This window comes from Pseudoxanthomonas sp. SE1 (assembly GCF_029542205.1).
Classification (GTDB): Bacteria; Pseudomonadota; Gammaproteobacteria; order Xanthomonadales; family Xanthomonadaceae; genus Pseudoxanthomonas_A.
On record NZ_CP113783.1, the window covers coordinates 2811040 to 2835900 of the forward strand.

Genomic DNA, 24861 nt, shown 5'->3' on the forward strand with positions numbered 1-24861 from the left:
GCCGGGGGCGCGCCAGCCTTGTGAAAATGGGCCGACAGCTTCCTGGTACATTCATGAACCTAAAGCATGGTAGCGGCCGGGGGCACATGGCCGCAAGCGCCGTATGGTCGAATGGCGGATCAGCCAAGGCGTTGCTGGACCCATCCGGGAACGCCTGCGAGGGCGGTGGCAAGGGCGGGCCCGTCCTCACCACCACCCTGGGCGAGGTCCGGGCGACCACCGCCCTTGCCCCCGATCTGACTGGCGATATGTGACAGTAGTTCCCCCGCCTTGACCCGCCCCGTTGCGGCACCGTTCACGCCTGCCACCAGCGCCGCCTTGCCATCCGCGGTGCCCGCGAGGACGATCACTGCGTCGCCCAACTGCTGCTTCAGGCGGTCCATGGCATCGCGGAGCGCCTTGGCGTCGAAACCTTCCAGCCGCGAAGCGAGGACACGGATACCCCCTACCTCGACAGCCGAGCCGCCCAGGTCCGACGTGGCGCTGGAGGCCGCCTTGGCTTTGAGGGACTCCAGTTCCTTCTCGAGCTTCTTCTGCCGGTCGGCCAGCGCGCGGATCTTCTCGACCACCTCACCGGTGTTGCCGCCCAGCAGCCCAGCCGCTTCGGCAAGCCGGCGCTCCTCGCCGGCCACATGGTCGAGTGCGCCCTGCCCCGTCACCGCCTCGATGCGGCGCACGCCAGCGGACACGCCGCTTTCACCGACCAGCTTGAACAGGCCGATGTCGCCGGTGCGGCCGACATGGGTACCGCCACAGAGTTCGGTGGAGTAATCGCCCATCTTCAGTACGCGCACGTTTTCGCCGTATTTTTCGCCGAACAACGCCACGGCGCCGAAATCCAGTGCTTCCTGCATGCCCATGTGATGCACTTCGGCTGCGCTGTTGGCACGGATCTGCGCGTTGACGCGACGTTCTACCTCGGCCAGTTCCACCGCCGTCATCGGCTGGAAATGGGAGAAATCGAAGCGCAGGCGGTCCGGTGCGACGAGCGAGCCCTTCTGCTGGACGTGGGTGCCGAGCACTTCGCGCAACGCCGCGTGCAGCAGGTGGGTGGCGGAATGGTTCAGGATGGTGCTGGCGCGACGCATCGCGTCCACCGATGCCACCACATGGTCGCCCAGCTTCAGCGTGCCCTTGGCGACACGGCCGGCATGGCCATGGAACTGGCCCGCGAACTTCAGCGTGTCCGCGACATCGAACTCGACGCCCTGTTCGGCCAGCACGCCGGTATCGCCGACCTGCCCGCCGGATTCCGCGTAGAACGGCGTCTTGTCCAGGATAACCACCGCCTCATCGCCCGCTTCCACGGACGCCACCGGGCGCCCGTCCTTCAGCAGCGCCACGACCTGCAGGCCGCCGGCATCCAGGTGGTCGTATCCCAGGAAGACCGTGGGCGAGAGCTGGGCCACGAGGTCGGCGGGCAAGCCGGTATTCGAGGTGAACTTGCCGGCGGCACGTGCGGTTTCCCGCTGTTGCTCCATCGCCGCATCGAACCCGGCCATGTCCACGGTCAGTCCGCGCTCACGTGCGATGTCGGCAGTGAGGTCGACCGGGAAGCCGTACGTGTCATACAGCCGGAACGCATCGGCGCCCGGGATGATCCCATCGGCCGCGCGTGCGGCGACGTCGTCGAAGATGCGCATGCCGGAATCCAACGTCTCCGCGAACCGCTCTTCCTCTGCCTTGAGCGCGCGCTCGACCAGGTCGCGGGCCGCCGGCAGTTCCGGGTAGGCGTCGCCCATCAGGTCGGACAGCGTGCCGACCATCTTGTGGAAGAAGGACTGGCGCATGCCCAACATCCAGCCGTGGCGCAGGGCACGACGGATGATCCGTCGCAGCACATAACCCCTGCCCTCATTGGATGGCAGCACGCCATCGACGATGAGGAAGCTGCACGCACGGATATGGTCCGCGATGACGCGCAGCGACTTGTTCTCCAGATCGGCCGTGCCGGTCAGTTCGGCGGCCTTGCGGATCAGGCCCTGGAACAGATCGATCTCATAGTTCGTGTGGACGTGCTGAAGCACGGCCGCCAGGCGCTCCAGGCCCATGCCTGTATCGACGCAGGGTGCCGGCAGCGGTATCAGCGTACCGTCGGGTTGACGGTCGAACTGCATGAAGACGTTGTTCCAGATCTCGATGTAGCGATCGCCGTCTTCATCCGGCGAACCCGGCGGACCACCCGCGATATGGTCGCCGTGATCGTAGAAAATCTCCGTGCACGGGCCGCAGGGCCCGGTATCGGCCATCTGCCAGAAATTGTCGGACGCGTAAGGCGCACCCTTGTTGTCGCCGATGCGCACGATGCGCTCGGCCGGCAGGCCGATCATGTCGTGCCACAGGTCGTAGGCTTCGTCATCGGTGTGGTACACCGTGACCAGAAGCCGTTCCTTGGGCAGCTTCCAGACCTCGGTCAGCAGTTCCCACGCCCAGCCGATGGCTTCCTTCTTGAAGTAATCGCCAAAGGACCAGTTGCCCAACATCTCGAAGAAGGTGTGGTGGCGGGCCGTGTAACCGACCGAATCCAGATCGTTGTGCTTTCCGCCCGCGCGCAGGCAGCGCTGCACGTCGGCCGCCCGCACATAGCTGCGCTTCTCGGCGCCCAGGAACACGTCCTTGAACTGCACCATGCCGGAATTGGTGAACAGCAACGTAGGATCGTTGCCGGGCACGAGCGAGGCGGACGGCACGATGGTATGGCCCTTCCCGGCGAAGAAATCGAGGAAGTCCTGGCGGATCTGGCGGGTGCTGAAGGTATTGGGAGTGGTCATCTGGCAGGCATTGGCTGGAAGGCGCATCTCCGCGCCGCGCTCTCCGCTACATGCGGGTGCGGCAAGGTGGAGGCAACCCAATGCTCTAGATTATCAGGACGCCCCGTCCCAGTCCTCAGCCTCCAGCCGGCTTGCGGCACGGACGGCTGCACCATCGAAGCCACGCCGGATCAGGAAATCCGCGATCTTGCGCCGTTGAGCCGGGTCGATCTGGCGGGCTGGACCGAAACGACGGCGGACGAGGTCGCACGCCGCTTCGGTCCAGTCGCCATCGAAGGTGGCCATGGCCACCGCCACCGCCTCGCGGTCCAGCCCATGCGTGGACAGCTCGGCCTTGATACGTAGCGGACCATAACCACCCGAGGCCCGGCTTCGGACAAGGGCCTCCGCAAAGCGCGTGTCGCTCTGCCAACCCTCATCCGTCAACCGGTCCACAGCCGATCGCACATCGGCCGCTTCCACTCCACGGGATGTCAACTTGCGGGACAACTCCCGCCGGGAGTGCTCCCGGCGGGTCAATAGCCCGAGCGCGCGCTGCAGGGGTGTCTGTTCGACCGGCTTGCGCCGGCGGCGTCCTGCCCCCGGTGCATCTCCTGCTTCATCGACCATGACGCGCGTCCGGTTCACCCATTGCGGTGCTTATTCGCCGTCGTTGTCCGCACTTTCTTCGCGCTGCGCTTCGGCGGGCTGGAACTTCTCGCGCAGTTCGGACTCCAGCTTGGCGGCAATGGCAGGATTCTCGCGCAGGAAGGTCCGGGAATTGTCCTTGCCCTGGCCGATGCGCTCGCTGCCGTAGCTGTACCAGGCGCCCGCCTTCTCTACCAGCTTGGCTTCCACGCCCATATCGATCAGTTCACCTTCGCGACTGATGCCTTCGCCATAGAGGATCTCGGTGACGACCTGCTTGAACGGAGGCGCCAGCTTGTTCTTGACCACCTTGATCTTGGTCTGGTTGCCGATGATCTCGTCGCCCTTCTTGATGGCACCGATGCGGCGGATGTCCAGACGGACCGAGGCGTAGAACTTCAGCGCATTGCCGCCAGTGGTGGTCTCGGGGCTCTGGCCGGGCATCATCACACCGATCTTCATGCGCAACTGGTTGATGAAGATGACGGTGGTGTTCGAGCGCTTGATGTTGCCGGTGAGCTTGCGCAGGGCCTGGCTCATCAGGCGTGCCTGCAGGCCCGGCAGCTGGTCGCCCATCTCGCCTTCGATCTCGGCCTTCGGCGTCAGCGCCGCCACGGAGTCGATGACCACGATGTCGACGGAGCCGGAACGCACCAGCATGTCGGCGATTTCCAGCGCCTGTTCGCCGGTATCCGGCTGCGACAGGAGCAGGTCATCCACGTTCACGCCCAGCTTGGCGGCGTAGATCGGGTCCAGCGCATGCTCGGCGTCGATGAATGCGGCGGTGCCACCCTGCTTCTGGCACTGGGCGATGGCCTGCAGGGTCAGGGTGGTCTTGCCGGAGGATTCAGGACCGTAGATCTCCACCACGCGACCACGCGGCAGTCCACCGATGCCCAAGGCAATGTCCAGCATCAGCGAGCCGGTGGGGATGATTTCCACGGGCTCGATGACCCGGTCTCCCATGCGCATCACCGAGCCCTTGCCGAACTGGCGCTCGATCTGGGTCAATGCGGCGGAAAGGGCGCGCTTCTTGTTCTCATCCATTGTCGTAGTCCTGGTCAATGTGGTCGTGTGCGGTGAAGTAAGTGTGGGAGGCGCCCATCGCACAGGCTGCGACGGGGCGGGCAGGAATGAAATTAATCGGCGATCCGGTCCGGAAGGATCGGCCCCTGCCGCGCCGGGACATCGGAAAACCCCTCCCCGGGGCATGGGGCATGTCGCTCACCGATTGGGCCTTACCAGCCCGCAATACAGACCCTCGATGGCAAAGTCGTGGTCGGGCAGCACCTCGATGGGGGCATAGTCGGGATTGCGTGGCAGCAGACGGATGCGGTCCTTGCCGATCTTCAGGAGCTTGACGGTGATGGCATCGTCGATCCGCGCCACCACGATCTGGCCGGAACGGGCGTCGCGCGTGCGGTGCACCCCGATCAGATCGCCATCGAAGATGCCTTCGTCGCGCATCGAGTCGCCCTTGACCTTCAGCAGGTAATCGGGCGCGGGCGCGAAGAAGGCCCGGTCCAGCAGCACGTAGTCGTGATGCCCCGCGTCCGCGCCGATCGGCGAACCCGCCGCGACCTGCCCCAGTACCGGCACGCGAAGGCCGTCTTCATCGGCAGCAGGAAATGCAAGGTCCGACTGGGGTGGCAGCGGCGCCTTGAGCAACCGGATACCGCGCGCACGGCCGGGCACCCGTTCGATGGCCCCCGCCTGTTCCAGCGCTTCCAGGTGGTATTGGGCGGCACGTACACCCTTGAAGCCGAAGGCCTTGGCGATTTCCGCCTGCGATGGCGGCATGCCCTCGGCTTCAAGCCGTTCGGCGATCAAGGCGAGGATGGCGTGTTGGGTATCGGTCAGGTCCATGGTTAGTAGTAATACTACTAACTTCACCGATTGGCAACCTGGACAGCGTCAGCGTTTCCCGCTGCGCAGGATCGAGAACAGGATCCATACCCCGCACAAGGCGGCTCCGAGGAAGCCCAACACACCCAGGGCCATCAGCCACCGGTTGGAAACACCTCCGCCCACGCTGTTCATCACGATCGACGAACCGATGATCAGCGCGGCCGTGATGATGCCCATCGTCAGGCGGTTGGCGGCCCGGTCCACCTGCTCGCCGAATACCTTCAGCGTATCGACCTCGATGTGCATCTGCAGCTTGCCGCGCCGGGCCGACTGCAGCAGCCGATGCACGTCGCGCGGCATGTCGCGCAACAGGTCCACCAGCCCGGACAAGGTCCGTCGTCCGCGCCGTACGAGGACATCGGGGGCGTAGCGCTCCAGCATGGCGCGCTCCAGGTAGGGGCGCGCTTCGCTTGCCATGTCGAAGTCCGGATCGAGCTGGCGACCCATGCCTTCCAGTGTGAGGAAGGCCTTGATCATCAGCGCCAGGTCGGCAGGCAGGCTGAGGCCGTGCTCGCGCAGCATCGCGGTGACATCGCCGAGCATGGCGCCCATGCGCAGGTCTTTCAGCGGCACGCCGCGGTACTGATCGACGAAGGCATCGGCCGACTCCTGCAACCGCAGTTCGTCGATGTCGTTGTTCTCCTCGGTCCAGTCGCACAGGACTTCCGCCACGGCTTCCGACTCATGCGCGACCAGGCCATGCAGCAGGCGCACGATCTGGAAACGGCGCTGTTCGGTGACCCGCCCGACCATGCCGAAATCGATCACGCCGATGGCGCCATCCGGCATGTAGAAGATGTTGCCGGGATGGGGGTCGGCATGGAAGAAGCCATCCTCCAGCACCATCTTCAGCACGATCCCCGCACCGGTGCGCGCAAGCTGCCGACGGTCCAGCCCCGCCGCATCCACTGCAGCAAGGTCGCGCCCGGGGATCCCGTCCAGGCAGGCCTGCACATTGAGCCGCTCGCAGGTCCACTCCCAGTACACGCGCGGGATCACGATGTCCTCTCGGCCCGCGAAATTCTGCGCGATGCGCTCGGCATTGCGGCATTCCGCGGCGAAATCCAGTTCGCGGCGCAGCGAGGCACTGAACTGCTGCACGATGCGCTGCGGATGGTAGCGGCGCAGTTCGGGAAGGTTCTTCTCGATGATCACGGCCAGGTGTTTCAGCAGCCGGAGGTCGGCCTCCACCGTATCGCGGATGCCGGGGCGGCGTATTTTCAGCACCACGGCGCTGCCGTCGGCCAGCCACGCACGGTGTGCCTGTGCCAGTGAGGCGGCCGCCAGCGGCTCCCGCTCGATCCTGTCGAAGACCGCTTCGGGATCCGCCCCCAGGTCTTCGCGCAGTTGTGGCAGCACGTCCTCCCATTGCAACGCCGGCACGGCATTCTGCAACTGGCCGAGCTCATCGATCCATGCGGGCGGCAGCAGGTCGACACGTGTGGCCAGCACCTGGCCCAGTTTGACGAACGTGGGCCCCAGGTCCTGCAGCGTGCAGCGCAGCCGCGCCGGCACGTCCATGCGCAGGCGTCCTTCCTCGACCGCCTGCCAGTGCAGCAGGCGCCCTGCCTTCTCCAGCACGCCGGCCATGCCGATGCGCTTGACGACATCGCCGAAGCCCCAGCGGATCAACACCGATGCGATCTCCTGCAATCGGCCCAGATCGCGCACCGTGCCCAGCGTTTCCCACATCACCGCATTCCTCCACGCAGGAGTGTCGCGATCACAACCGTTCCAACCCATCGAGCGCGGTCGCCACTGTCTGCCGGCGCACGGCATCGCGGTCGCCGGAGAACTGGAAAACCTCGGCGCGCGCATAACCGCCCCGCCGCTTCCAGCCGATCCAGACCGTGCCCACCGGCTTGTCCGGGCTTCCGCCGCCAGGGCCGGCAATGCCGGTCACGGCCACCGCGACGCTGGCACCCGAGCTGACCAGTGCCCCGGACACCATTTCGATCACCGTCTCGCGGCTGACCGCGCCATGGGTCTCCAGTGTCTGCGGCCGCACGCCCAACAGAGCCTGCTTGGCTTCGTAGCTGTACGCGGCCAAGCCGCAATCGAACCAGTCCGACGACCCGGCGATGTCGGTCACGCACTTGGCGATCCAGCCTCCCGTGCAGCTTTCCGCCGTGACCAGATGATCGCGGCCTTGCCTGAGGCGATCGCCCAGACGGTGGGCCAGGACGCGCAGTTCTTCATCGGTGGGGACGGACATCATCGGTTCCGGCTGGGGGGCGTGCGTGTTGTAGCCCATTTGTCCGCCGCTGTCGCCCCGCCGTGCCGCGCCAAAGAAAACGGCCCGCCTGGGAGGCGGGCCGTTCGCGATGTTCTGCGAAGGGGATCAGTACCGCACGCGCAGTGTCACGCCGTACATGCGGGGCGCGCCGAGGAAGGCATTGAAGGTGTTGAACGGGTTGTTCGGCGCCGGCGACACGTTCTGCAGCGGTCCATCGAAGCCGACCTGCACATAGTCCTCGTCGGTGATGTTGGTGCCCCAGAACTCGAGCATCCAGCGCTGGTCCTGCGCACCAATGCCGAACCGTGCGTTGGCCACGGCGTAGGCGTCCTGCATCTTCTCCGGGTCGAGGTCGGAGCCGGTGTTGTACTCGGACACGTACTTGGCACCGATGTTGAAGCGCGCCATCAGGCTGCCCACATCCCACTCGTACGTCACCGATGCCGAACCCGACCACTTCGGCGCGAAGCTCATCTGCGCGCCAGGCAGCTTGTACAGCGCGCCCGTGGGCGTCACGAAGTCGCCGCCCGGGATGTTGTCGCCGTACTGCGTGTCGGCGTACATCAGGCCGCCCTGCAGCATCAGGCCACGGATAGAGCGCGGCTGCCACAGCAGTTCCGCATCCAGGCCCTGCGAGGTGACTTCCGGGATCGAGCGCACCACGAAGCTGGTGCCGAGGAAGCTGTTGAGCTGGAAGTCCTCGTACTTCTGGTGGAACAGCGTGGCGTTCAGCAACAGGTTGCCGTCCAGCCACGTGGTCTTGGCACCCAGTTCATAGCTGTCGACGAACTCGCCTGCGAACGAGGTGTCGAGCACCGGCAGGATGCCCGTGCCGCCGCTGGACAGGCCGTTGGACGACTGCACGCGATCGAGGTTGAAGCCGCCGCCCTTGTAGCCGCGGGCGAACGAACCGTAAGTCATGACGTGCTCGTTCCAGCGGTATGCCGCCTTCAGCGTGCCGGACCATTCCTTCTCTTCCCGCTCCTGCACCGTGTCGCGCGTGGGCGCGTTGTGCAAGGGGTTGGCCCACGGCAGGCAGCCGTAGCCGACCACCGTCGGTGCCGCGGCACTGGCCTGCGCGACCGACAGGCCGCGCGCCACCAGCGCGGCGACGACCTGCGCCGGGTTGGCCAGCATCGAACCGCAGCCTGCACCGCCGTTCGGGTTGCTGTAGTTCGAGATCAGCGTCTTCTTCTCGCGGGTGTAGCGCAGGCCCAACGTGAGGTCCAGCGCGTCCGTCGCGTGCCAGGTGTTGTTGGTGAACAGCGCCGTGCTCTTGGCGCTCTGCTCATACGTGTCCAGCGCGCCGAGGCCGGCGAACACGGTGCCGAACGGGCGACCCGTGGCCTGCGACAGGAACAGCGGAGCGGTCGGCGACTGGCCCAGGGCCGGATTGATGATCGACAGCAGCGCAACCGACAGATAGGGCTCGTAGTGCGAGCCGATGCGATAGGTCTCGGTACGGTCCAGGTCTTCGTCGGTGTAGAACGCACCGACCATCCAGTCGATGTGATCGTTGCCGCCCGTCAGGCGGAATTCCTGGCTGAAGGTCTTGAAGCCGGTGAAGGACTCGTCCTCGTCTGCCACGCGGTACAGGATATCGGCCGTGCTGAAGTCATAGTCCAGGCCGTTGATCGCCTCCCACTCGCGTTGTGCGGTGATCGACGTCAGCGTGGCGCCGCCGAACCAGGACGAATCCCAGTTCACCTCGACGGCCACGCCGTTTTCCTTGATGTCCTGCGTGGTGGGACGGTTGCTGTAGGCCACCCGGTCGAACGGATCGTCGCTCGGCGCGGCGACCGCCTTGCCCCCGACCAGGGCATTGAGGATCGCCGCCGTGGCACCTACCGTGGTCTGCACCGCCGCGCAGCAGTTCTCCTCACGGCTGGTGAAGTCCCCCGACACCAGGATTTCCAGGTTCTCCGAGGGCTCCAGCAACAGCTTGCCGCGCACCGTGTGGAAGTTCTGGTCGTTGTCGTCGGTTTCCTGGCGCGGGCCGTTGCCCGTGCGGACATCCATCCAGCCGTCGCGCTTGCGCTTGGCTGCGTAGATGTTGAATGCGCCCACCTCGCCCAATGCGTCGTTGTAGCTGCCGGACACGCCGAGCGCGCCGTAGTTGCCGACCGTGACCTCGCCTTCCGCACTCTGCGTGTAGCTCGGGCGACGGGTCACCACATTGATGACGCCGGCCGAGGTGTTCTTGCCGAACACCGTGCCCTGCGGCCCCTTCAGCACCTCGATGCGTTCAAGTTGCCCCAGATCACCGAAGCCGACACTGTTGCGCGGGCGGTACACGCCATCGATCACCACGCCGACCGATGACTCCAGGCCGACGTTGTCGCCCACCGTGCCGACGCCACGGATACGGGCGGTGGTGATGGCTTCACTCTGGGTGCTGGTGACGGTCAGGCCGGGCACGAGGACCTGCAGGTCCTTGATGTCGCGCACGCCGGTGTCCTGCAGCAGCTGCTCGGACACCGCCGTCACCGAGATCGGCACGTCCTGCATGGCCTCCTCGCGCTTCTGCGCGGTGACCGTCATGGTCGCCAGGGTGGTGGGTTCTTCCTCTGCCGCGGGTGCGGCCTGCTGCGCATGCGCGTGCGAGCTGGCGCAGAGCGCGGCGAAGACGGCAAGTGAAAGCGCTTTGTGCCTGGGCGATGCGGTGACCATGTTCTCCCCTCCAAGGGTCATGTGCTGACGACGGGTGCTTGTGTGTTTCCGGTGTAACGTGCGGCGATGCCGCTGTGGCGAACGCAACTCCCCTTGCGTCAACGTGAAATTAACACCCACTTCACAGCACGGCATTCTGCACTGCGTCGATACGCAGGCCATCACTTTGGCATGGATAAGTCACTGATTTTCCGAACGATCGTGCGGAACTTCGATTACGCCGCGTGCCGCTCGCTGCACCACCCCCCTGTTCCATTCCGCGGACACGCACGCCCAGCCGCTACAATCAGCCCCCTTTTGCACTTCCCCTCCCCGCAGGTCTCGTGAGCAAAGACAAGTCGGAACACACGCCCCTGATGAAGCAGTTCTTCGCCGCCAAGGCGGAGTACCCGGACCTTCTGCTGCTGTTCCGGATGGGCGACTTCTACGAGCTGTTCTACGACGATGCCCGCAAGGCGGCCCGGCTGCTCGACATCACCCTGACCCAGCGCGGCAGTTCGGGCGGCGCGCCCATCCCGATGGCGGGCGTGCCCGTCCATGCCTGCGAGGGTTATCTGGCCCGGCTGGTGGCGCTGGGCGAATCGGTGGCGATCTGCGAGCAGATCGGCGATCCGGCACTGGCGAAGGGCCTCGTCGAACGGAAAGTGGTGCGCGTGGTCACCCCAGGCACCGTGACCGACGAAGCCTTGCTCAACGAGCGTCGCGACACGCTGCTCATGACTGTCGCGCGAGGCCGCTCGGGCTATGGCCTTGCGTGGGCAGACCTGGCGGGGGGCCGCTTCATGGTCAACGAGGTGGACAGCGACGACGCCCTGGAGGCCGAACTCTCCCGCCTGGAGCCAGCCGAGCTGCTGGTGCCCGACGAAGAAGGCTGGCCGGCATTCCTGCAGCAGCGCACGGGCATCCGCCGACGCGCGCCCTGGCTGTTCGACCCCGACAGCGGCCGGCGGCAGCTGCTGAACTTCTTCGGCCTGCACGATCTCAGCGGCTTCGGCATCGACGACAAGCCGCTCGCCACGGGCGCCGCGGGCGCCCTGCTCGGCTATGTGGAAGAAACCCAGAAGCAGCGCCTGCCCCACCTGACCGCGATCGCGGTGGAATCGGCCGGCGATGCCATCGCCATGAACGCGGCCACGCGTCGCCACCTGGAACTCGATACGCGCGTCGACGGCGACACGCGGCACACGCTGCTCGGCGTGCTCGATTCCACCATCACGCCGATGGGAGGGCGCCTGCTGCGTCGCTGGCTGCACCGGCCGCTGCGCGACCAGCGCGTGCTGGGCGAACGCCACCAGGCCGTGGCCACCCTGATCGAACACGGCACCGATGGCGAACTGCGGACCGGCTTCCGTGCGCTGGGCGATGTGGAACGCATCCTCACCCGCGTGGCGTTGCGCTCGGCGCGGCCGCGCGACCTGTCCACGCTGCGCGATGGCCTCGCCCTGTTGCCGGACGTGCGTTCGCACCTGGTGCCGCTGGACGCGCCGCGCCTGCAGGCGCTGGCGATGGAACTCGGTGAGCACGCCGATACCGCATCACTGCTGCTGGCCGCCATCGCACCGCAGCCGCCGCTCAAACTCACTGATGGTGGCGTGCTGGCCGACGGCTACGACGCGGAGCTGGACGAACTGCGCCAACTCAGCACCCACGCGGACCAGTTCCTGGTCGATCTGGAAGCCCGGGAACGCGAGAGCAGCGGCATTCCCACGCTGAAGGTGGGCTACAACCGCGTGCACGGCTATTACATCGAGATCAGCAAGGGCCAGGCGGAGAAGGCCCCGGTGCACTACACGCGCCGGCAGACATTGACAGGCGCCGAGCGCTACATCACCGAAGAGCTGAAGCAGTTCGAGGACAAGGTGCTTTCGGCGCGCGAACGCGCGCTTTCGCGCGAGAAGCTGCTCTACGACGCGCTGCTGGACATGCTCAACGAACGACTCGAACCGCTGAAGCGCTGCGCCGCCGCGCTCAGCGAACTCGACGTGCTCGCCGCATTCGCCGAGCGGGCGCAGGTGCTGGACTGGACCCAGCCGGAACTCAACGATGCGCCGGGCCTGCGGATCGAGCGCGGCCGCCACCCCGTGGTGGAAGCGGTGCGCAAGGAGCCCTTCGAGCCCAACGACCTGCACCTGCACGAAGACCGGCGCATGCTGGTCATCACCGGCCCGAACATGGGCGGCAAGAGCACCTACATGCGGCAGAACGCGCTGATCGTGCTGCTCGCCCACATCGGCAGCTTCGTGCCCGCCTCGCGCGCCGTCATCGGCCCGGTCGACCGCATCCTCACCCGCATCGGCGCCGGCGACGATCTCGCGCGCGGGCAGTCCACCTTCATGGTCGAGATGGCGGAGACCAGCTACATCCTGCACCACGCCACCGCGCAATCCCTGGTGCTGATGGACGAGATCGGCCGCGGCACGTCGACCTACGACGGCCTGGCACTGGCCGACGCTGTCGCGCGCCATCTCGCGGCAACCAACCGCTGCCACACCTTGTTCGCCACCCACTATTTCGAATTGACCGCGTTGGCCAACGAAACAGGCAGCGGCATCGCCAACGTGCATCTCGATGCCGTCGAACACGGCGATACGCTGGTCTTCATGCACGCGGTGAAAGAAGGAGCGGCGGACCGCAGCTTCGGCCTGCAGGTGGCCGCGCTTGCCGGCCTGCCGAGGACCACGCTGCAGCAGGCCCGTCGTCGCCTGGCCGAACTGGAGCAGCGCGGCCGCGAGACGCACGCCTCGGACATGGCTCCCCAGGCACTCGATGCACCGCAGCAGTTCGCCTTGTTCTCTGCCAGGCCCTCGGCCGCGCAGGAAGCGCTTGCCGCGATCGATCCCGACGAACTGACACCCAAGCAGGCACTCGAAGCCATGTACCGGCTGAAAGCCCTGCTCTGATCCCACCCCACGACCGCCTCGCGACGCATCCGATGCCGACCGGCACCCGGCGTTGGTCGCGTCACGCACGTCCGTACAACATCCACGTAACGCGCGCGGCGTATTGTCGTGTGCGCCGACGGGGTGCCGGTTGCGCAACGCACCATTGAACCGCGCTATCGAACTCTTCGTCACAAACGATTTTCATTGATCGTTCGCATTACCTAGTCTGGTCGTCATCCGCCAACGCCCGCAGGACGTCAGCCATGTGCATGCCCGCCATCCGGTACGCCGCGCACGCACGCGCCGTATCGAAGATCCCGCTGGCCCCTCCCGCCTCCTCCCGGCAGCGCGCGCAGCTGACCTGCGCCGTTGACGCGCGGGCCCCACGGCAACCGCAATCTCCCGCTTGATCCGACTCCTTCCCACCCACACCCGACGGCAAAAGGAAGCACACCCATGACCACCGAATCGAAGTGTCCGTTTCACCAGACTGCTGGCAGCGGCACCGGCAACCGCGACTGGTGGCCCAACCAGCTGCGCGTGGACCTGCTCAACCAGCATTCCGCGCGTTCGAATCCGCTCGACAGCGGCTTCAACTATGCCGAGGCCTTCGAGAAGCTCGACTACCACGCGCTGAAGAAGGACCTGCGCGACCTGATGACCGATTCGCAGGATTGGTGGCCGGCCGACTTCGGCCACTACGGCGGTCTCTTCATCCGCATGGCCTGGCACAGCGCGGGCACCTACCGCATCGGCGACGGGCGTGGTGGTGGTGGTCGCGGACAGCAGCGCTTCGCGCCCCTCAACAGCTGGCCGGACAACGTCAGCCTGGACAAGGCGCGCCGCCTGCTGTGGCCGATCAAGCAGAAGTACGGACAGAGCATCTCCTGGGCCGACCTGATGATCCTGGCCGGCAACGTCGCACTGGAAACGATGGGCTTCCGCACCTTCGGTTTCGGCGGTGGTCGCGAGGACACCTGGGAACCCGACCAGGACGTGTACTGGGGCCGCGAGACCACCTGGCTGGGCGGCGACGTGCGCTATGCGCAGGGTTCCGAAGGCGTGGAGAAACCCGGCGACGAAGGCGTGCTGGTCTCCGACGACGATGCCGACGGCCAGGTGCATTCGCGCCGGCTGGAGAATCCGTTGGCCGCCGTCCAGATGGGCCTGATCTACGTGAACCCCGAAGGCCCGGACGGCAATCCCGACCCGTTGCTGGCCGCGAAGGACATCCGCGACACGTTCGGCCGCATGGCGATGGACGATGAAGAAACCGTCGCGCTGATCGCGGGCGGCCATACCTTCGGCAAGACCCATGGTGCCGGCCCGGCCGACAACGTGGGTGCCGAGCCGGAAGCGGGCGATCTGGAGCAGCAGGGCTTCGGTTGGCACAACAGGTTCGGCAGCGGCAAGGGCGGCGACACGATCACCTCCGGCATCGAAGTGACCTGGACGCAGACACCGACGCTGTGGAGCAACAAATTCTTCGAGAACCTGTTCGGCTTCGAATGGGAACTGGAGAAATCCCCTGCGGGCGCACACCAGTGGGTCGCCAAGGACGCGCCGGAAAACGTGCCCCACGCGCACGATGCGTCGAAGAAGCAACGCCCGAAGATGCTCACCACCGACCTGTCGCTGCGTTTCGACCCGATCTACGGCCCGATCTCGAAGCGGTTCCTCGAGAATCCGCAGGCCTTCGCGGAAGCCTTCGCACGCGCATGGTTCAAGCTGACCCATCGCGACATGGGCCCACGCGCGCGCTACCTCGGGCCGGAAGTACCGAAGGAAGAACTGATATGGCAGGACCCGCTTCCCACGGCGGACTACGCCAGCGTGGATGCAGCCGACATCGAGGCACTGAAGAAGAAGATCGCGGCGTCGGGACTGTCGGTGCCCGAACTGGTCTCGACCGCATGGGCCTCGGCCTCGACCTTCCGTGGCGGCGACAAGCGCGGGGGCGCCAACGGTGCGCGCATCCGCCTCGCACCGCAGAAGGACTGGGCAGTGAACCAGCCTGAGCATCTGGCGAAGGTGCTGAAGGCGCTGGAACGCATCCAGATGGAGTTCAATCTGGACGCATCCGGTGGCAAGAAGGTCTCGCTGGCCGACCTGATCGTGCTGGCCGGCGGCGTTGGCGTGGAGCAGGCGGCAAAGGCCGGCGGCCACGATGTCAGCGTACCGTTCCGGCCGGGTCGTACCGATGCGCGCCAGGACCAGACCGATGTCGAGTCGTTCGCCGTGCTCGAACCCTTCGCCGACGGCTTCCGCAACTACCTCAAGGGGCGTTCGGTGGTGCCCGCCGAACATCTGCTGGTGGATCGCGCCCAACTGCTGACCCTGACCGCGCCGGAGATGACGGCGCTGGTCGGCGGCCTGCGTGCGCTGGGTGCGAATGCCGACGGTGGCAGCGAGGGCGTGTTCACCGACACGCCCGGCACGCTGAGCAATGACTTCTTCGTCAACCTGCTCGACATGGGCACGGAGTGGAAAGCGACCGGTGCCAACCGGTACGAAGGCCGCGACCGCAAGACCGGCGCCGTGAAATGGACCGGCACGCGCGTGGACCTGGTGTTCGGCTCGAACTCCGTCCTGCGCGCGCTCGCCGAGGTTTACGCCAGTGCAGACGGCAAGGAAAAGCTCGCGAAGGATTTCGTCGCCGCCTGGACCAAGGTGATGGAACTGGACCGCTTCGACCTGGCGTAGTCCGACGGGCGCCGGACGGCCTGCACGCCTGCTGTGTGTGTGGGCCGATTCCGGCCCGCCGGTCGGCGCCTGCTATTGTGAGGCGGCGGTCACATCGTTTGGCGCTAGGATGATCGTCGCCACTATCACTCGTCCAGGAGGACGGCCACACGATGAGCAACCAGTCACTCGCAGAAGAACTTTTCGCTCAATTGCAGGGCGCGCCGTTGCAGCAGGTCTCGCAGCAACTCGGCGTGGGACAGATGCAGACCTCCGGCGCCGTGGCGGCGGCCCTGCCCTTGCTGCTGGGTGCGCTGGGCAAGAATGCCGCGCAGCCCCAGGGCGCCGAGGCGCTGTTCGGGGCGCTGCAGAAGGACCATGCCGGCCTGGATCTTGGCGGCGTGCTGGGTGCGGTGCTGGGAGGTGGCTCTGCCCCCAGTCGCCAGACGGATGGGGCCGCCATCCTCGGTCACATCTTCGGCGGGTCCCAGCCGAGGGCGGAAGCCAGCCTCGGCCAGGCGACGGGACTGGGCGGCGACAAGTCGGCGATGCTGATGAAGATCCTGGCGCCCATCGTGCTGTCCTTCCTGGCCCAGCGTTTCCTGGGCCAAGGCAACGCCAACCCCAGCGCACTGGGCCAGGTCCTGGGCCAGGAGCGACAGGTCGCGCAGCAACAAGGCGGACTGGGTGGGGGCCTGCTAGGTGCCGTGCTCGACCAGGACGGCGACGGCCAACTGGGCCTGGGCGACATCCTCAAGATCGGCAGCGGCATGCTGGGCGGCGGACGCTGATCCGCTTACGCGCAGCGCGAAGCAACGACAAGGAAGGGCGCCATCGGCGCCCTTCTTCATGTGGCATGACGCTACAGGGCGTCGATGTCGCCCAGTGCGCGGATCAACCGGCGGGCACGCTTGTCCGGACGCGACGGTGGTGCCTGATAGCCGGCACGCTCGGCCTGCCGTGCCGCCAGCGCGGCGACACGCCTCGCCCGCGAGTCGTCGGACTCCACGTAGAGCGCCTGCGCCACGGCCGCCGGGCCACGCTTGTCGCTGAGCGCACGGACTTCGATCTCGAATACGTCCTCGCCCCGCGTCACCGCCAGCACGTCGCCCACCCGCACCGCGCGCGAAGATTTCGCGCGCTGTCCCGCCGCGTCGACCTTGCCGGTCTCGATGGCCTGCTTGGCCAGGCTGCGCGTCCTGAAGAAGCGTGCCGCCCAGAGCCACAGATCCAGGCGGACGGAAGCATCGGAAGAATCGGTCATCGGAATATCGTGAGTGCCGCCTCAGGGCAGGCGTGCAGGGAAGATGGGAAGCCGCGGCTCTACCGTGTGCCTGCAAGCACCCCGGCGCGCCTTAGTCTGCACCGGAATGCGCCCGCCGGAAACGCAAACGGCCACCCGAAGGTGGCCGTTCCTGCGACACGCTTGCGCCGGAATTACTCGGCGGAAGCAGCGGCTGCAGCGGCGGCCTGGCGGGCGACCTTGGCGGCGGCGTTGGCAGCCAGGTCTTCCTTGATGCGGGCGGCCTTGCCTTCCAGTTCGCGCAGGTAGTACAGCTTGCCGGCGCGGACCTTGCCGCGGCGCTTCACTTCGACCGAGTCGATGGTGGCGCTGTGGGTCTGGAACACGCGCTCGACGCCGTAGCCGTGCGAGATCTTGCGGACGGTGAACGCGGAGTTCAGGCCGGCGTTCTTCTTGGCGATGACAACGCCTTCGTACGCCTGCACGCGCTCACGGTTGCCTTCCTTCACTTTCACGTTGACGACCACGGTGTCACCGGGGCCGAACGCGGGCAGCTCGCGCGTGATCTGGGAGGCTTCGAATTCCTGGAGGAGCTTGCTCATGTTGGCACCAATGCTTGTATGCGTGATTGTGTCTTGCGACAACGGAAACTGATGCGGTCGCCGGATTGCGCCGCACGATATTGTTATGGGATCCGGGGGCGTGAACCGCCCAAGGGTCGCGCATTCTACCGGATCCACGGCCGGACTGGCTACCCTGCCCCGTCCCCGCCCGCCTGGCCTGCCCGGAAAGCGGCAAGCAGGGCCTTGTCGGCCTTGGACAGGCCAGCCTCGTCCAGAAGGTCGGGCCGGCGCAGCCAGGTCCGCCCCAGCGCCTGCTGGCGACGCCAGCGCGCGATGGCGGCATGGTCGCCGGATCGCAGGACCGCCGGGACATCACCCAACGGATGGCTGGACGGGTGGGTGAAATGCGGGCAATCGAGCAGGCCATCGCCTTCGAAACTGTCCTGGATGGCCGAATCGGCATCGTTCAGTGCACCGTCCTGCAGGCGGCCGACCGCGTCGATGACCACGGCCGCCGCCAGTTCGCCCCCGGACAGCACGTAGTCGCCGATGGACAGTTCCTCATCCACCTCGGCATCTAGGAAGCGCTCGTCCACGCCCTCGTAGCGGCCGCACAGCAGGATCATGCGCGGCAGCGCGGCCAGTTCGCGCGCCTTTTTCTGGGTCAGCGGCGCACCTTGGGGGCTCAGGTAGATCAGGGGCGCCGGCGCGGCATCCGCGGCACGGACCGCCTCCAGGCAGGCCTGCAGCGGCTCGATCATCATCACCATCCCGGGACCGCCACCGAACGGACGGTCGTCCACCCGGCGGTAACCACCGGTGGCGTAGTCGCGCGGATTCCAGCCATGCAGCGACAGCAGCCCGCGTTCCTGCGCGCGCCCGACCACGCCCACGGCGGCCGCCTGGGCGATGAACTCGGGAAACAGGGTCATGACGTCGATACGCATGGCGATCGGCTGCAACTCGGTGGGGACGCAGGGTAACCGCCACGGCGGTCGCCGGCGAGGCGGCTAGAACTCGGGATCCCAGTCCACGGTGACCACGCCGGCCTCGAAATCCACCGAGCGGACGTAATCGGGATCCACGAACGGAATCAGGCGCTCGCGGTCGCCACGCGCCACCAGCACATCGTTCGCGCCGGTCGAGAACAGGTGCGAGACGGTGCCGAAATCGGTGCCGTCCACATTGACCACGCGCAGGCCTTCCAGGTCGACCCAGTAGAACTCGCCGGCACTCGGTGGCGGCAAGGCCGAACGCGGCACGAAGATCTCCAGCCCGCGCATGGCCTCGACCTCATCACGGTCTTCCACGCCCGGCAGCGTGGCCACCAAATGCTTGCCCGAGGCTTTGCCACGGGCGCCCGCGAACTCGCGTTCGGCGCCGCTGGCGTCGCGCAATGTCCACGGCTGGTAGCGGAAGATGGCGTCGCGCGGCTCGGTCCAGGATTCGATCTTGATCTGGCCGCGCACACCAAAAGCGCCCAGGAGCCTTCCCAGCAGAATCATCTTCTGCGGGGTCGGTGGGCGCTCGGTGTTCATGCGGACAGGAGGCCGCGCATCAGGCGCGGCCTGACCACTCAGGCCGCCGGAGCGGACTTGGCGGCTTCCTTGTACAGGTTGCGGACCTTCTCGGTCAGCTGCGCGCCGTTGCCGACCCAATGGTCTACACGGGCGATATCCAGCTCGATGCGCTTTTCGTTGCCGGCGGCGACCGGGTTGTAGTAACCCACGCGCTCGATGTTGCGGCCGTCACGCGCACTGCGCGAGTCGGTGACGATGATGTGATAGAAGGGACGCTTCTTCGCGCCGCCGCGGGTGAGACGGATCTTGACCATGGTGTTTTCCAGTGTTGCCCAGTCGCCAGAATGGCGAGGTAAGCCGGCTATTCTAAGCCATTGAATCCGTCAGGAAAACCCCGCCCCCGACCGGTAATCCGGCGAGTCAGGCCAGGGGTTCCCACGGCACGGACGCCAGGACAGCTTTCAGGCGCGCCATCAGGGCGGTATCAGCCCCCCATGCGACACCATCCACCGCGATCACCGGCTGCAGTCCGCTGGCGTTGCAGGCGAAGCCCGCCCGGTAACGGGCCAGATCCGCCAGCATGATCGGTCCACTGCGCTGCGGGACCCCCGCCCCGTCCAGCGCCTGTCGCAGCAACCGCTCGGCCGTGCCACGCAATGCCGGCCCCTCAGGCCAGGTCACCGCGGCACCGTCCCACAGGCCGATGTTCCAGATGGAGCCCTCCACCACCTGTCCGGCAGGATCGACGAACAGTGCGTCGTCGTACCCGTCCGCCACCGCCTGGCGGCGGTAGTGGAACAGCGGAAAGGTGCCCACGTGCTTGTACTGCGGCAGCGGGCGTACGAACGGACAGGACTTCACCCGCAGCGCGGGCTTGTCCGGCGATGACGGCAGCGACAGCGTCACCAGCACATCCGGAGTGACGGTGCGGGCCGGATCGCGGTAGTCGAAACGCGTGGAGAACACGGTGATGCGTACCGATGCATCGCGCAGGCCAGCCTGCTCCATCACCTGCGTGGCCTGCTTCAATGCATCGTCGCCATCCAGCGCGCTCCCGAACAGCGCGAGCGTGGCCTCTTCCAGTCGCTGCGTGTGCAGCGCACGTCCCTGCACCGCGCCATCGCGCACCTGCATCGAGGTGAAGTGGCCGTAGTTGGCCAGCGCCAGGGCGCGCAGGTCGTCGGCGGTGGCGGGTTGGCCGTTGAGGAACGTGGAGGTCATGCGGCGCCTGGCTTTTTCAATGTAGGAGCGACGTGAGTCGCGACCGCGACAACGAAAACACCATGGAGACCGACGGCATCCGGTCGCGACTCACGTCGCTCCTACAGCAGGTCGGCTCTCACCGGAACGGCATCCCGCCGCGCCCGCCCATCATGCTCTTCATGTTGCGCATCATGCCCTTCATGCCGCCGCCGGCCAGCTTGCCCATCATTTTTTCCATCTGCTGGTACTGCTTCATCAGCTTGTTGACGTCGGCGGGGGTCAGGCCGGCGCCCTTGGCGATACGCGAGCGGCGCGAACCGTTCAGCAGCGCGGGGTTGCGGCGCTCCTTCTTCGTCATCGAGTTGATGATGGCGATCATGCGCGGCACTTCCTTGCCCTGCTGCACCTGCTGCTTCACGTGCTCGGGGATCTGGCCCATGCCCGGCAGCTTGTCCATCAGGCCGCTGATGCCGCCCATGTTCTGCATCTGCTCCAGCTGGTCGCGCATGTCGTTGAGGTCGAACTTCTTGCCCTTGATGACCTTGGCCGCCAGCTTCTCGGCCTTCTCGCGGTCGACGTTCTGCTCGACCTGCTCCACCAGCGACAGCACGTCGCCCATATCGAGGATGCGGTTGGCCACGCGCTCGGGGTGGAACACGTCCAGCCCGTCGGGCTTCTCGCCCACGCCGATGAACTTGATCGGCTTGCCGGTGATGTAGCGCACCGACAGCGCCGCGCCACCGCGCGCATCGCCGTCGGTCTTGGTCAACACAACGCCGGTCAGCGGCAACGCTTCGCTGAAGGCCTTGGCGGTGTTGGCAGCGTCCTGGCCGGTCATCGCGTCGACGACGAACAGCGTTTCCACCGGCTTCACCGCTGCGTGCAAGCCCTTGATCTCGGCCATCATGGCTTCGTCGATCGCCAGGCGGCCGGCGGTATCGACGATCAGCACATCGACGAAGGACTTTTTCGCATCGTCGATGGCGGCGCGAACGATGGCCTCCGGCTTCTGCCCCGCATCGGACGGGAAGAACAGCACGTCCACCTGCTGGGCCAGCGTCTTCAACTGCTCGATCGCGGCCGGACGGTACACGTCCGCGCTGACCACCATGACCTTCTTCTTGCGCTTCTCGCGCAGGTGCTTGGCCAGCTTGCCGACGGTGGTGGTCTTGCCCGCGCCCTGCAGGCCGGCCATCAGGATGACGGCGGGCGCGGGCACGTTGAGGTTCAGATCGCTGGCCTGCGAACCCATCACCGCGGTCAGCTCATCGCGCACGACCTTGATCAGCGCCTGGCCCGGCGTCAGCGACTTCAGCACTTCCTGGCCGACCGCGCGCACCTTGATGCGCTCGATCAACGCCTGCACCACCGGCAGCGCCACGTCGGCTTCCAACAGGGCGATGCGGACTTCGCGGGTGGCTTCGCGGATGTTCTCCTCGCTCAGGCGGCCACGGCCACGGAGCCGTTCGATGGTGCCGGAGAGGCGCTGGGTCAGGGATTCGAACATGAGGGAAGGGACCGGGGAAAACGGACCGGAATTATATGCGGTCAAGCCACGCCCGCCCCCTGCCTTCCTGCCGGCCCGCTGTGCGACACTGCTCCGATGACAGTCATTCTCATTGCCGTCGCGCTCTACCTGTTCGCCACCGGCCTGCTGGTCCGCTCCGTCGGCCGCGATCCGGGCGAAGGCATGCGCCTGTGGCTGTGGCCCGCCATCGGCGGCGTGCTGCTGCATGGCGCCTACCACCTGCTGGTGGCCTGGCGGACGCCGGGCGGCCCGGACATGCACTTCTTCGCGGCCCTGTCGCTGGTGGCGCTGGGCATGGCGGTGATGACCCTGCTGGTCGCCATCCAGGGCCGCATGGCCGCCCTCGGCGTCGTGGCGTTCCCGCTGGCTGCGTTGTTGCTGGTGGTCTACCACCTGTACGGGCACCGGGCCTCCAGCGGGCTGGACTGGCGCCTGCAACTGCATGCCTGGCTCGCGCTGCTGGCCTACGCGGCGCTGGCCATCGCCGCCGTGCTGGCGCTGATGCTGTGGGCGCAGGAACGCGCTCTGCGCCGGCGCGAGTTCCACCTCTGGCTGCGTGCCCTGCCCCCGCTGACGGAACTGGAAGACCTGCTGTTCCGCACGATCACGGTCGGCTTCATCCTGCTGACCGCCACGCTGCTCACCGGCGTGCTGTTCGTCGAGAACTTCCTGGTCCAGAAGCTGACCCACAAGACCGTGCTCAGCGTGCTGTCGTGGCTCACCTTCGGCGCCCTGCTGGTCGGCCGCTGGCGCTACGGCTGGCGCGGCGCGAAGGCCGTGCATTGGACCCTGACGGCCATGGCGTTGCTGCTGCTGGCGTTCTTCGGCAGCAAGTTCGTCTATGAGATGGTGTTGAGGCGCGGTTGAGTACGCCGCTGGGCGACCGGATCCTGAAGGTCGATCACGCGGGCGAACACGGCGCGGTCAACCTCTATCGTGCGCAGATCCTGGTGTCGCGGTGGACGGCGTCGCAGATGACGCCGTTGCTCCGGCATTTTCTCGATCACGAACTCGGCCATCGCGCGCTGTTCCGGGATCGCCTGCAGGCGCGCGGAGTGCGTCGCTGCCGCAGCTATCTGCTATGTGGTGCCGGCGGCTGGATGCTGGGCTTGTTGACCGGCCTGCTGGGACCGTCCGCCATCGCGGCCACCACCTGTGCCGTCGAAAGCGTGGTGCTGCAGCACCTGATGGAGCAACGACAGCAGTTGGGGTCCACTGATCCCGATGCCTTCGATGCCGTCTCGCGCATCGTGGCGGAAGAACAGGAGCATCACGATCACGGCCGTGACGCGATGCGCTCCGGCGCCTTCTGGCCATCGATCCTGACCCCGGTCGTGCGCGTCTCGACGGCAGCGGTGATCTGGCTGGGAATGCGGCTCTGATGCTCGTCGCGACCTGCTTCTTGTAGGAGCGACGTGAGTCGCGACCGCACGGCTGACGCGCGCGCCGACCCTCCAAGGTGTGTCGATCTCGCGGTCGCGACTCACGTCGCTCCTACAAGGAATCCGCGCTAGCCCCTACTCCGCCGCCGCTTCCAGCGCCTGCGACAGCCGCTCCACCGCAACGACTTCCAGACCCTTGAACGTGCCCGACTTCGGCGCGTTGCCCTTGGGCACGATGGCGCGCTTGAAACCGTGCGTCGCGGCTTCACGCAGGCGCTCCTCGCCGTTCGGCACGGGGCGGATCTCGCCGGACAGGCCCACTTCGCCGAAGGCCACGGTCTTCTCGGCCAGCGGGCGGTCGCGCAGCGAGGACAGCACCGCCAGCAGCACCGGCAGGTCGGCCGCGGTTTCCTGCACGCGGATGCCGCCGACGACATTCACGAACACGTCCTGGTCGCCCACCACCACGCCGCCGTGCCGGTGCAGCACGGCCAGCAGCATCGCCAGGCGGTTCTGCTCCAGGCCCACCGCCACGCGGCGCGGGTTCGACAGCGGCGAACTGTCCACCAGCGCCTGCACTTCCACCAGCAGCGGGCGCGTGCCTTCGCGGGTGACCATCACGCAGCTGCCCGGCTGTTGCGCGCTGCCGGAGAGGAAGATCGCCGATGGATTGGGCACTTCCTTCAGGCCCTTCTCGCCCATGGCGAACACGCCCAGCTCGTTGACCGCACCGAAGCGGTTCTTGAAGGCACGCAGCACGCGGAAGCGGCTGCCGCTCTCGCCTTCGAAATACAGCACCGCGTCCACCATGTGCTCCAGCACGCGCGGGCCGGCAATGCCGCCTTCCTTGGTCACGTGGCCCACCAGGAACACGGCCGTGCCGGTCTCCTTGGCGTAGCGCACCAGCCGCGCCGCGCTCTCGCGCACCTGGCTGACCGAACCGGGCGCGGCGGTCAGGGATTCGGTCCACAGGGTCTGCACGGAATCGGCGACGATCAGCTTCGGTCGAGCGACCGAGGCGTGCTGCAGGATGTTCTCGATGCCGGTCTCGGCCAGGGCCTGCAGGTTGTCCAGCGGCAGATCCAGGCGCACCGCACGGCCGGCGACCTGCGCCAGCGACTCCTCGCCGGTGACATACAGCGCCGGCAGGCTGGCCGACATCTTCGCCACGGCCTGCAGCAGCAGCGTGGACTTGCCGATGCCCGGGTCGCCGCCCACCAGCACCACGGCGCCTTCCACCAGCCCGCCGCCCAGCACGCGGTCGAACTCGCCGATGCCGGTGCTCACGCGCGCTTCCTCGCTGTGGCGTACGTCCTTCAGCGCGGTGACCTTCGGCGCCTCGGCCTTGCCGGCCCAGCCGGAGCGGCGGGCGGCGGCGGGCGCGCTGGTAGCGGTTTCCAGCACGATCTCGCTGAGGGAATTCCACGCCCCGCAGTCGGCGCACTGGCCCTGCCACTTGCTGTGGTCGGCACCGCATTCACCGCAGACGAAGGCAGTGCGGGTCTTCGTGGAAGTCTTGGCCACCGGAACGCTCATGCTCGAATGAGCACCTACTGTAGCCGCCCGCAATCTCGCCTGGCGAGATCCATCGCGTGCGGACGAGGCGACCACGTCGCTGAAGCGCAGGTCGGCGCATCCCATCGCCT

General features: G+C 66.7%; 20 protein-coding genes. 5 read left to right on the plus strand and 15 right to left on the minus strand.

The annotated features are described in order from the left end of the window. Positions 1 to 119 precede the first annotated feature (119 nt). From alaS to OY559_RS13310, 7 genes are all read right to left on the minus strand, one after another. A complete protein-coding gene (gene alaS / locus OY559_RS13280) occupies positions 120 to 2771 on the minus strand; it encodes an alanine--tRNA ligase (RefSeq protein ID WP_277726717.1) in 2652 nt (883 codons plus the stop codon). 93 nt (positions 2772 to 2864) lie between these two features. Then, positions 2865 to 3380, minus strand: coding sequence for a recombination regulator RecX (recX, locus tag OY559_RS13285; protein WP_277726718.1), 516 nt, complete (start codon positions 3378 to 3380; stop codon positions 2865 to 2867). A 30-nt stretch (positions 3381 to 3410) separates the two neighbouring features. Next, a complete protein-coding gene (recA, locus tag OY559_RS13290; RefSeq protein WP_277726719.1) occupies positions 3411 to 4445 on the minus strand; it encodes a recombinase RecA in 1035 nt (344 codons plus the stop codon). Between the two features lie 177 nt (positions 4446 to 4622). Continuing rightward, a complete protein-coding gene (gene lexA / locus OY559_RS13295; protein WP_277726720.1) occupies positions 4623 to 5264 on the minus strand; it encodes a transcriptional repressor LexA in 642 nt (213 codons plus the stop codon). Positions 5265 to 5312: 48 nt separating this feature from the next. Beyond that, positions 5313 to 6998: an ABC1 kinase family protein gene (locus tag OY559_RS13300; RefSeq protein WP_277726721.1), complete on the minus strand. Its 1686-nt coding sequence runs from the start codon at positions 6996 to 6998 to the stop codon at positions 5313 to 5315. A gap of 31 nt (positions 6999 to 7029) precedes the next feature. After that, complete coding sequence (locus OY559_RS13305) at positions 7030 to 7521, minus strand: CinA family protein (RefSeq protein ID WP_277726722.1); 492 nt, start codon at positions 7519 to 7521, stop codon at positions 7030 to 7032. A gap of 126 nt (positions 7522 to 7647) precedes the next feature. Beyond that, positions 7648 to 10212: a TonB-dependent receptor gene (locus OY559_RS13310; RefSeq protein ID WP_277726723.1), complete on the minus strand. Its 2565-nt coding sequence runs from the start codon at positions 10210 to 10212 to the stop codon at positions 7648 to 7650. 356 nt (positions 10213 to 10568) lie between these two features. On the opposite strand from OY559_RS13310, the gene mutS reads away from it, so the two are divergent. The 3 genes from mutS (at position 10569) to OY559_RS13325 (ending at position 16567) form a co-directional block, all read left to right on the plus strand. Further along, positions 10569 to 13112 (plus strand): DNA mismatch repair protein MutS, encoded by a 2544-nt coding sequence (mutS, locus tag OY559_RS13315; protein ID WP_277730006.1) that lies wholly within the window; start codon positions 10569 to 10571, stop codon positions 13110 to 13112. Between the two features lie 438 nt (positions 13113 to 13550). After that, positions 13551 to 15797: a catalase/peroxidase HPI gene (katG, locus tag OY559_RS13320; protein ID WP_277726724.1), complete on the plus strand. Its 2247-nt coding sequence runs from the start codon at positions 13551 to 13553 to the stop codon at positions 15795 to 15797. A gap of 152 nt (positions 15798 to 15949) precedes the next feature. Then, on the plus strand, positions 15950 to 16567 hold the full coding sequence (locus OY559_RS13325) for a DUF937 domain-containing protein (protein ID WP_277726725.1): 618 nt from the start codon (positions 15950 to 15952) through the stop codon (positions 16565 to 16567). A 71-nt stretch (positions 16568 to 16638) separates the two neighbouring features. Here OY559_RS13325 and OY559_RS13330 read toward each other — a convergent pair whose 3' ends face one another. From OY559_RS13330 to ffh, 7 genes are all read right to left on the minus strand, one after another. After that, positions 16639 to 17040 (minus strand): Hsp15 family ribosome-associated heat shock protein, encoded by a 402-nt coding sequence (locus tag OY559_RS13330; RefSeq protein WP_277726726.1) that lies wholly within the window; start codon positions 17038 to 17040, stop codon positions 16639 to 16641. 173 nt (positions 17041 to 17213) lie between these two features. After that, the gene (gene rplS / locus OY559_RS13335; protein ID WP_142124371.1) at positions 17214 to 17621 is read right to left on the minus strand and encodes a 50S ribosomal protein L19; all 408 of its coding nucleotides are present in this window, start codon (positions 17619 to 17621) and stop codon (positions 17214 to 17216) included. Positions 17622 to 17770: 149 nt separating this feature from the next. Beyond that, a complete protein-coding gene (trmD, locus tag OY559_RS13340; RefSeq protein ID WP_277726727.1) occupies positions 17771 to 18529 on the minus strand; it encodes a tRNA (guanosine(37)-N1)-methyltransferase TrmD in 759 nt (252 codons plus the stop codon). 63 nt (positions 18530 to 18592) lie between these two features. Continuing rightward, positions 18593 to 19120, minus strand: coding sequence for a ribosome maturation factor RimM (gene rimM / locus OY559_RS13345; protein WP_277726729.1), 528 nt, complete (start codon positions 19118 to 19120; stop codon positions 18593 to 18595). Positions 19121 to 19158: 38 nt separating this feature from the next. Next, a complete protein-coding gene (rpsP, locus tag OY559_RS13350) occupies positions 19159 to 19416 on the minus strand; it encodes a 30S ribosomal protein S16 (protein WP_277726730.1) in 258 nt (85 codons plus the stop codon). A gap of 106 nt (positions 19417 to 19522) precedes the next feature. Continuing rightward, complete coding sequence (locus OY559_RS13355) at positions 19523 to 20323, minus strand: aminotransferase class IV family protein (protein WP_277726731.1); 801 nt, start codon at positions 20321 to 20323, stop codon at positions 19523 to 19525. A gap of 118 nt (positions 20324 to 20441) precedes the next feature. Next, complete coding sequence (gene ffh / locus OY559_RS13360; protein ID WP_277726732.1) at positions 20442 to 21812, minus strand: signal recognition particle protein; 1371 nt, start codon at positions 21810 to 21812, stop codon at positions 20442 to 20444. Positions 21813 to 21908: 96 nt separating this feature from the next. Here ffh and ccsA point away from each other — a divergent pair, with 96 nt between their 5' ends. Both ccsA and OY559_RS13370 read left to right on the plus strand, forming a co-directional pair. Continuing rightward, a complete protein-coding gene (ccsA, locus tag OY559_RS13365; protein WP_277726733.1) occupies positions 21909 to 22700 on the plus strand; it encodes a cytochrome C assembly family protein in 792 nt (263 codons plus the stop codon). Then, complete coding sequence (locus OY559_RS13370) at positions 22697 to 23215, plus strand: demethoxyubiquinone hydroxylase family protein (protein WP_277726734.1); 519 nt, start codon at positions 22697 to 22699, stop codon at positions 23213 to 23215. The genes ccsA and OY559_RS13370 overlap by 4 nt, the downstream gene beginning before the upstream one ends. Positions 23216 to 23350: 135 nt before the next feature. Here the strand turns inward: OY559_RS13370 and radA are convergent, their stop codons facing one another. After that, positions 23351 to 24751 carry a DNA repair protein RadA gene (gene radA, locus OY559_RS13375; RefSeq protein WP_277726737.1) on the minus strand — a complete coding sequence of 467 codons (1401 nt, stop codon included), beginning with the start codon at positions 24749 to 24751 and terminating at the stop codon, positions 23351 to 23353. Positions 24752 to 24861 lie beyond the last annotated feature (110 nt).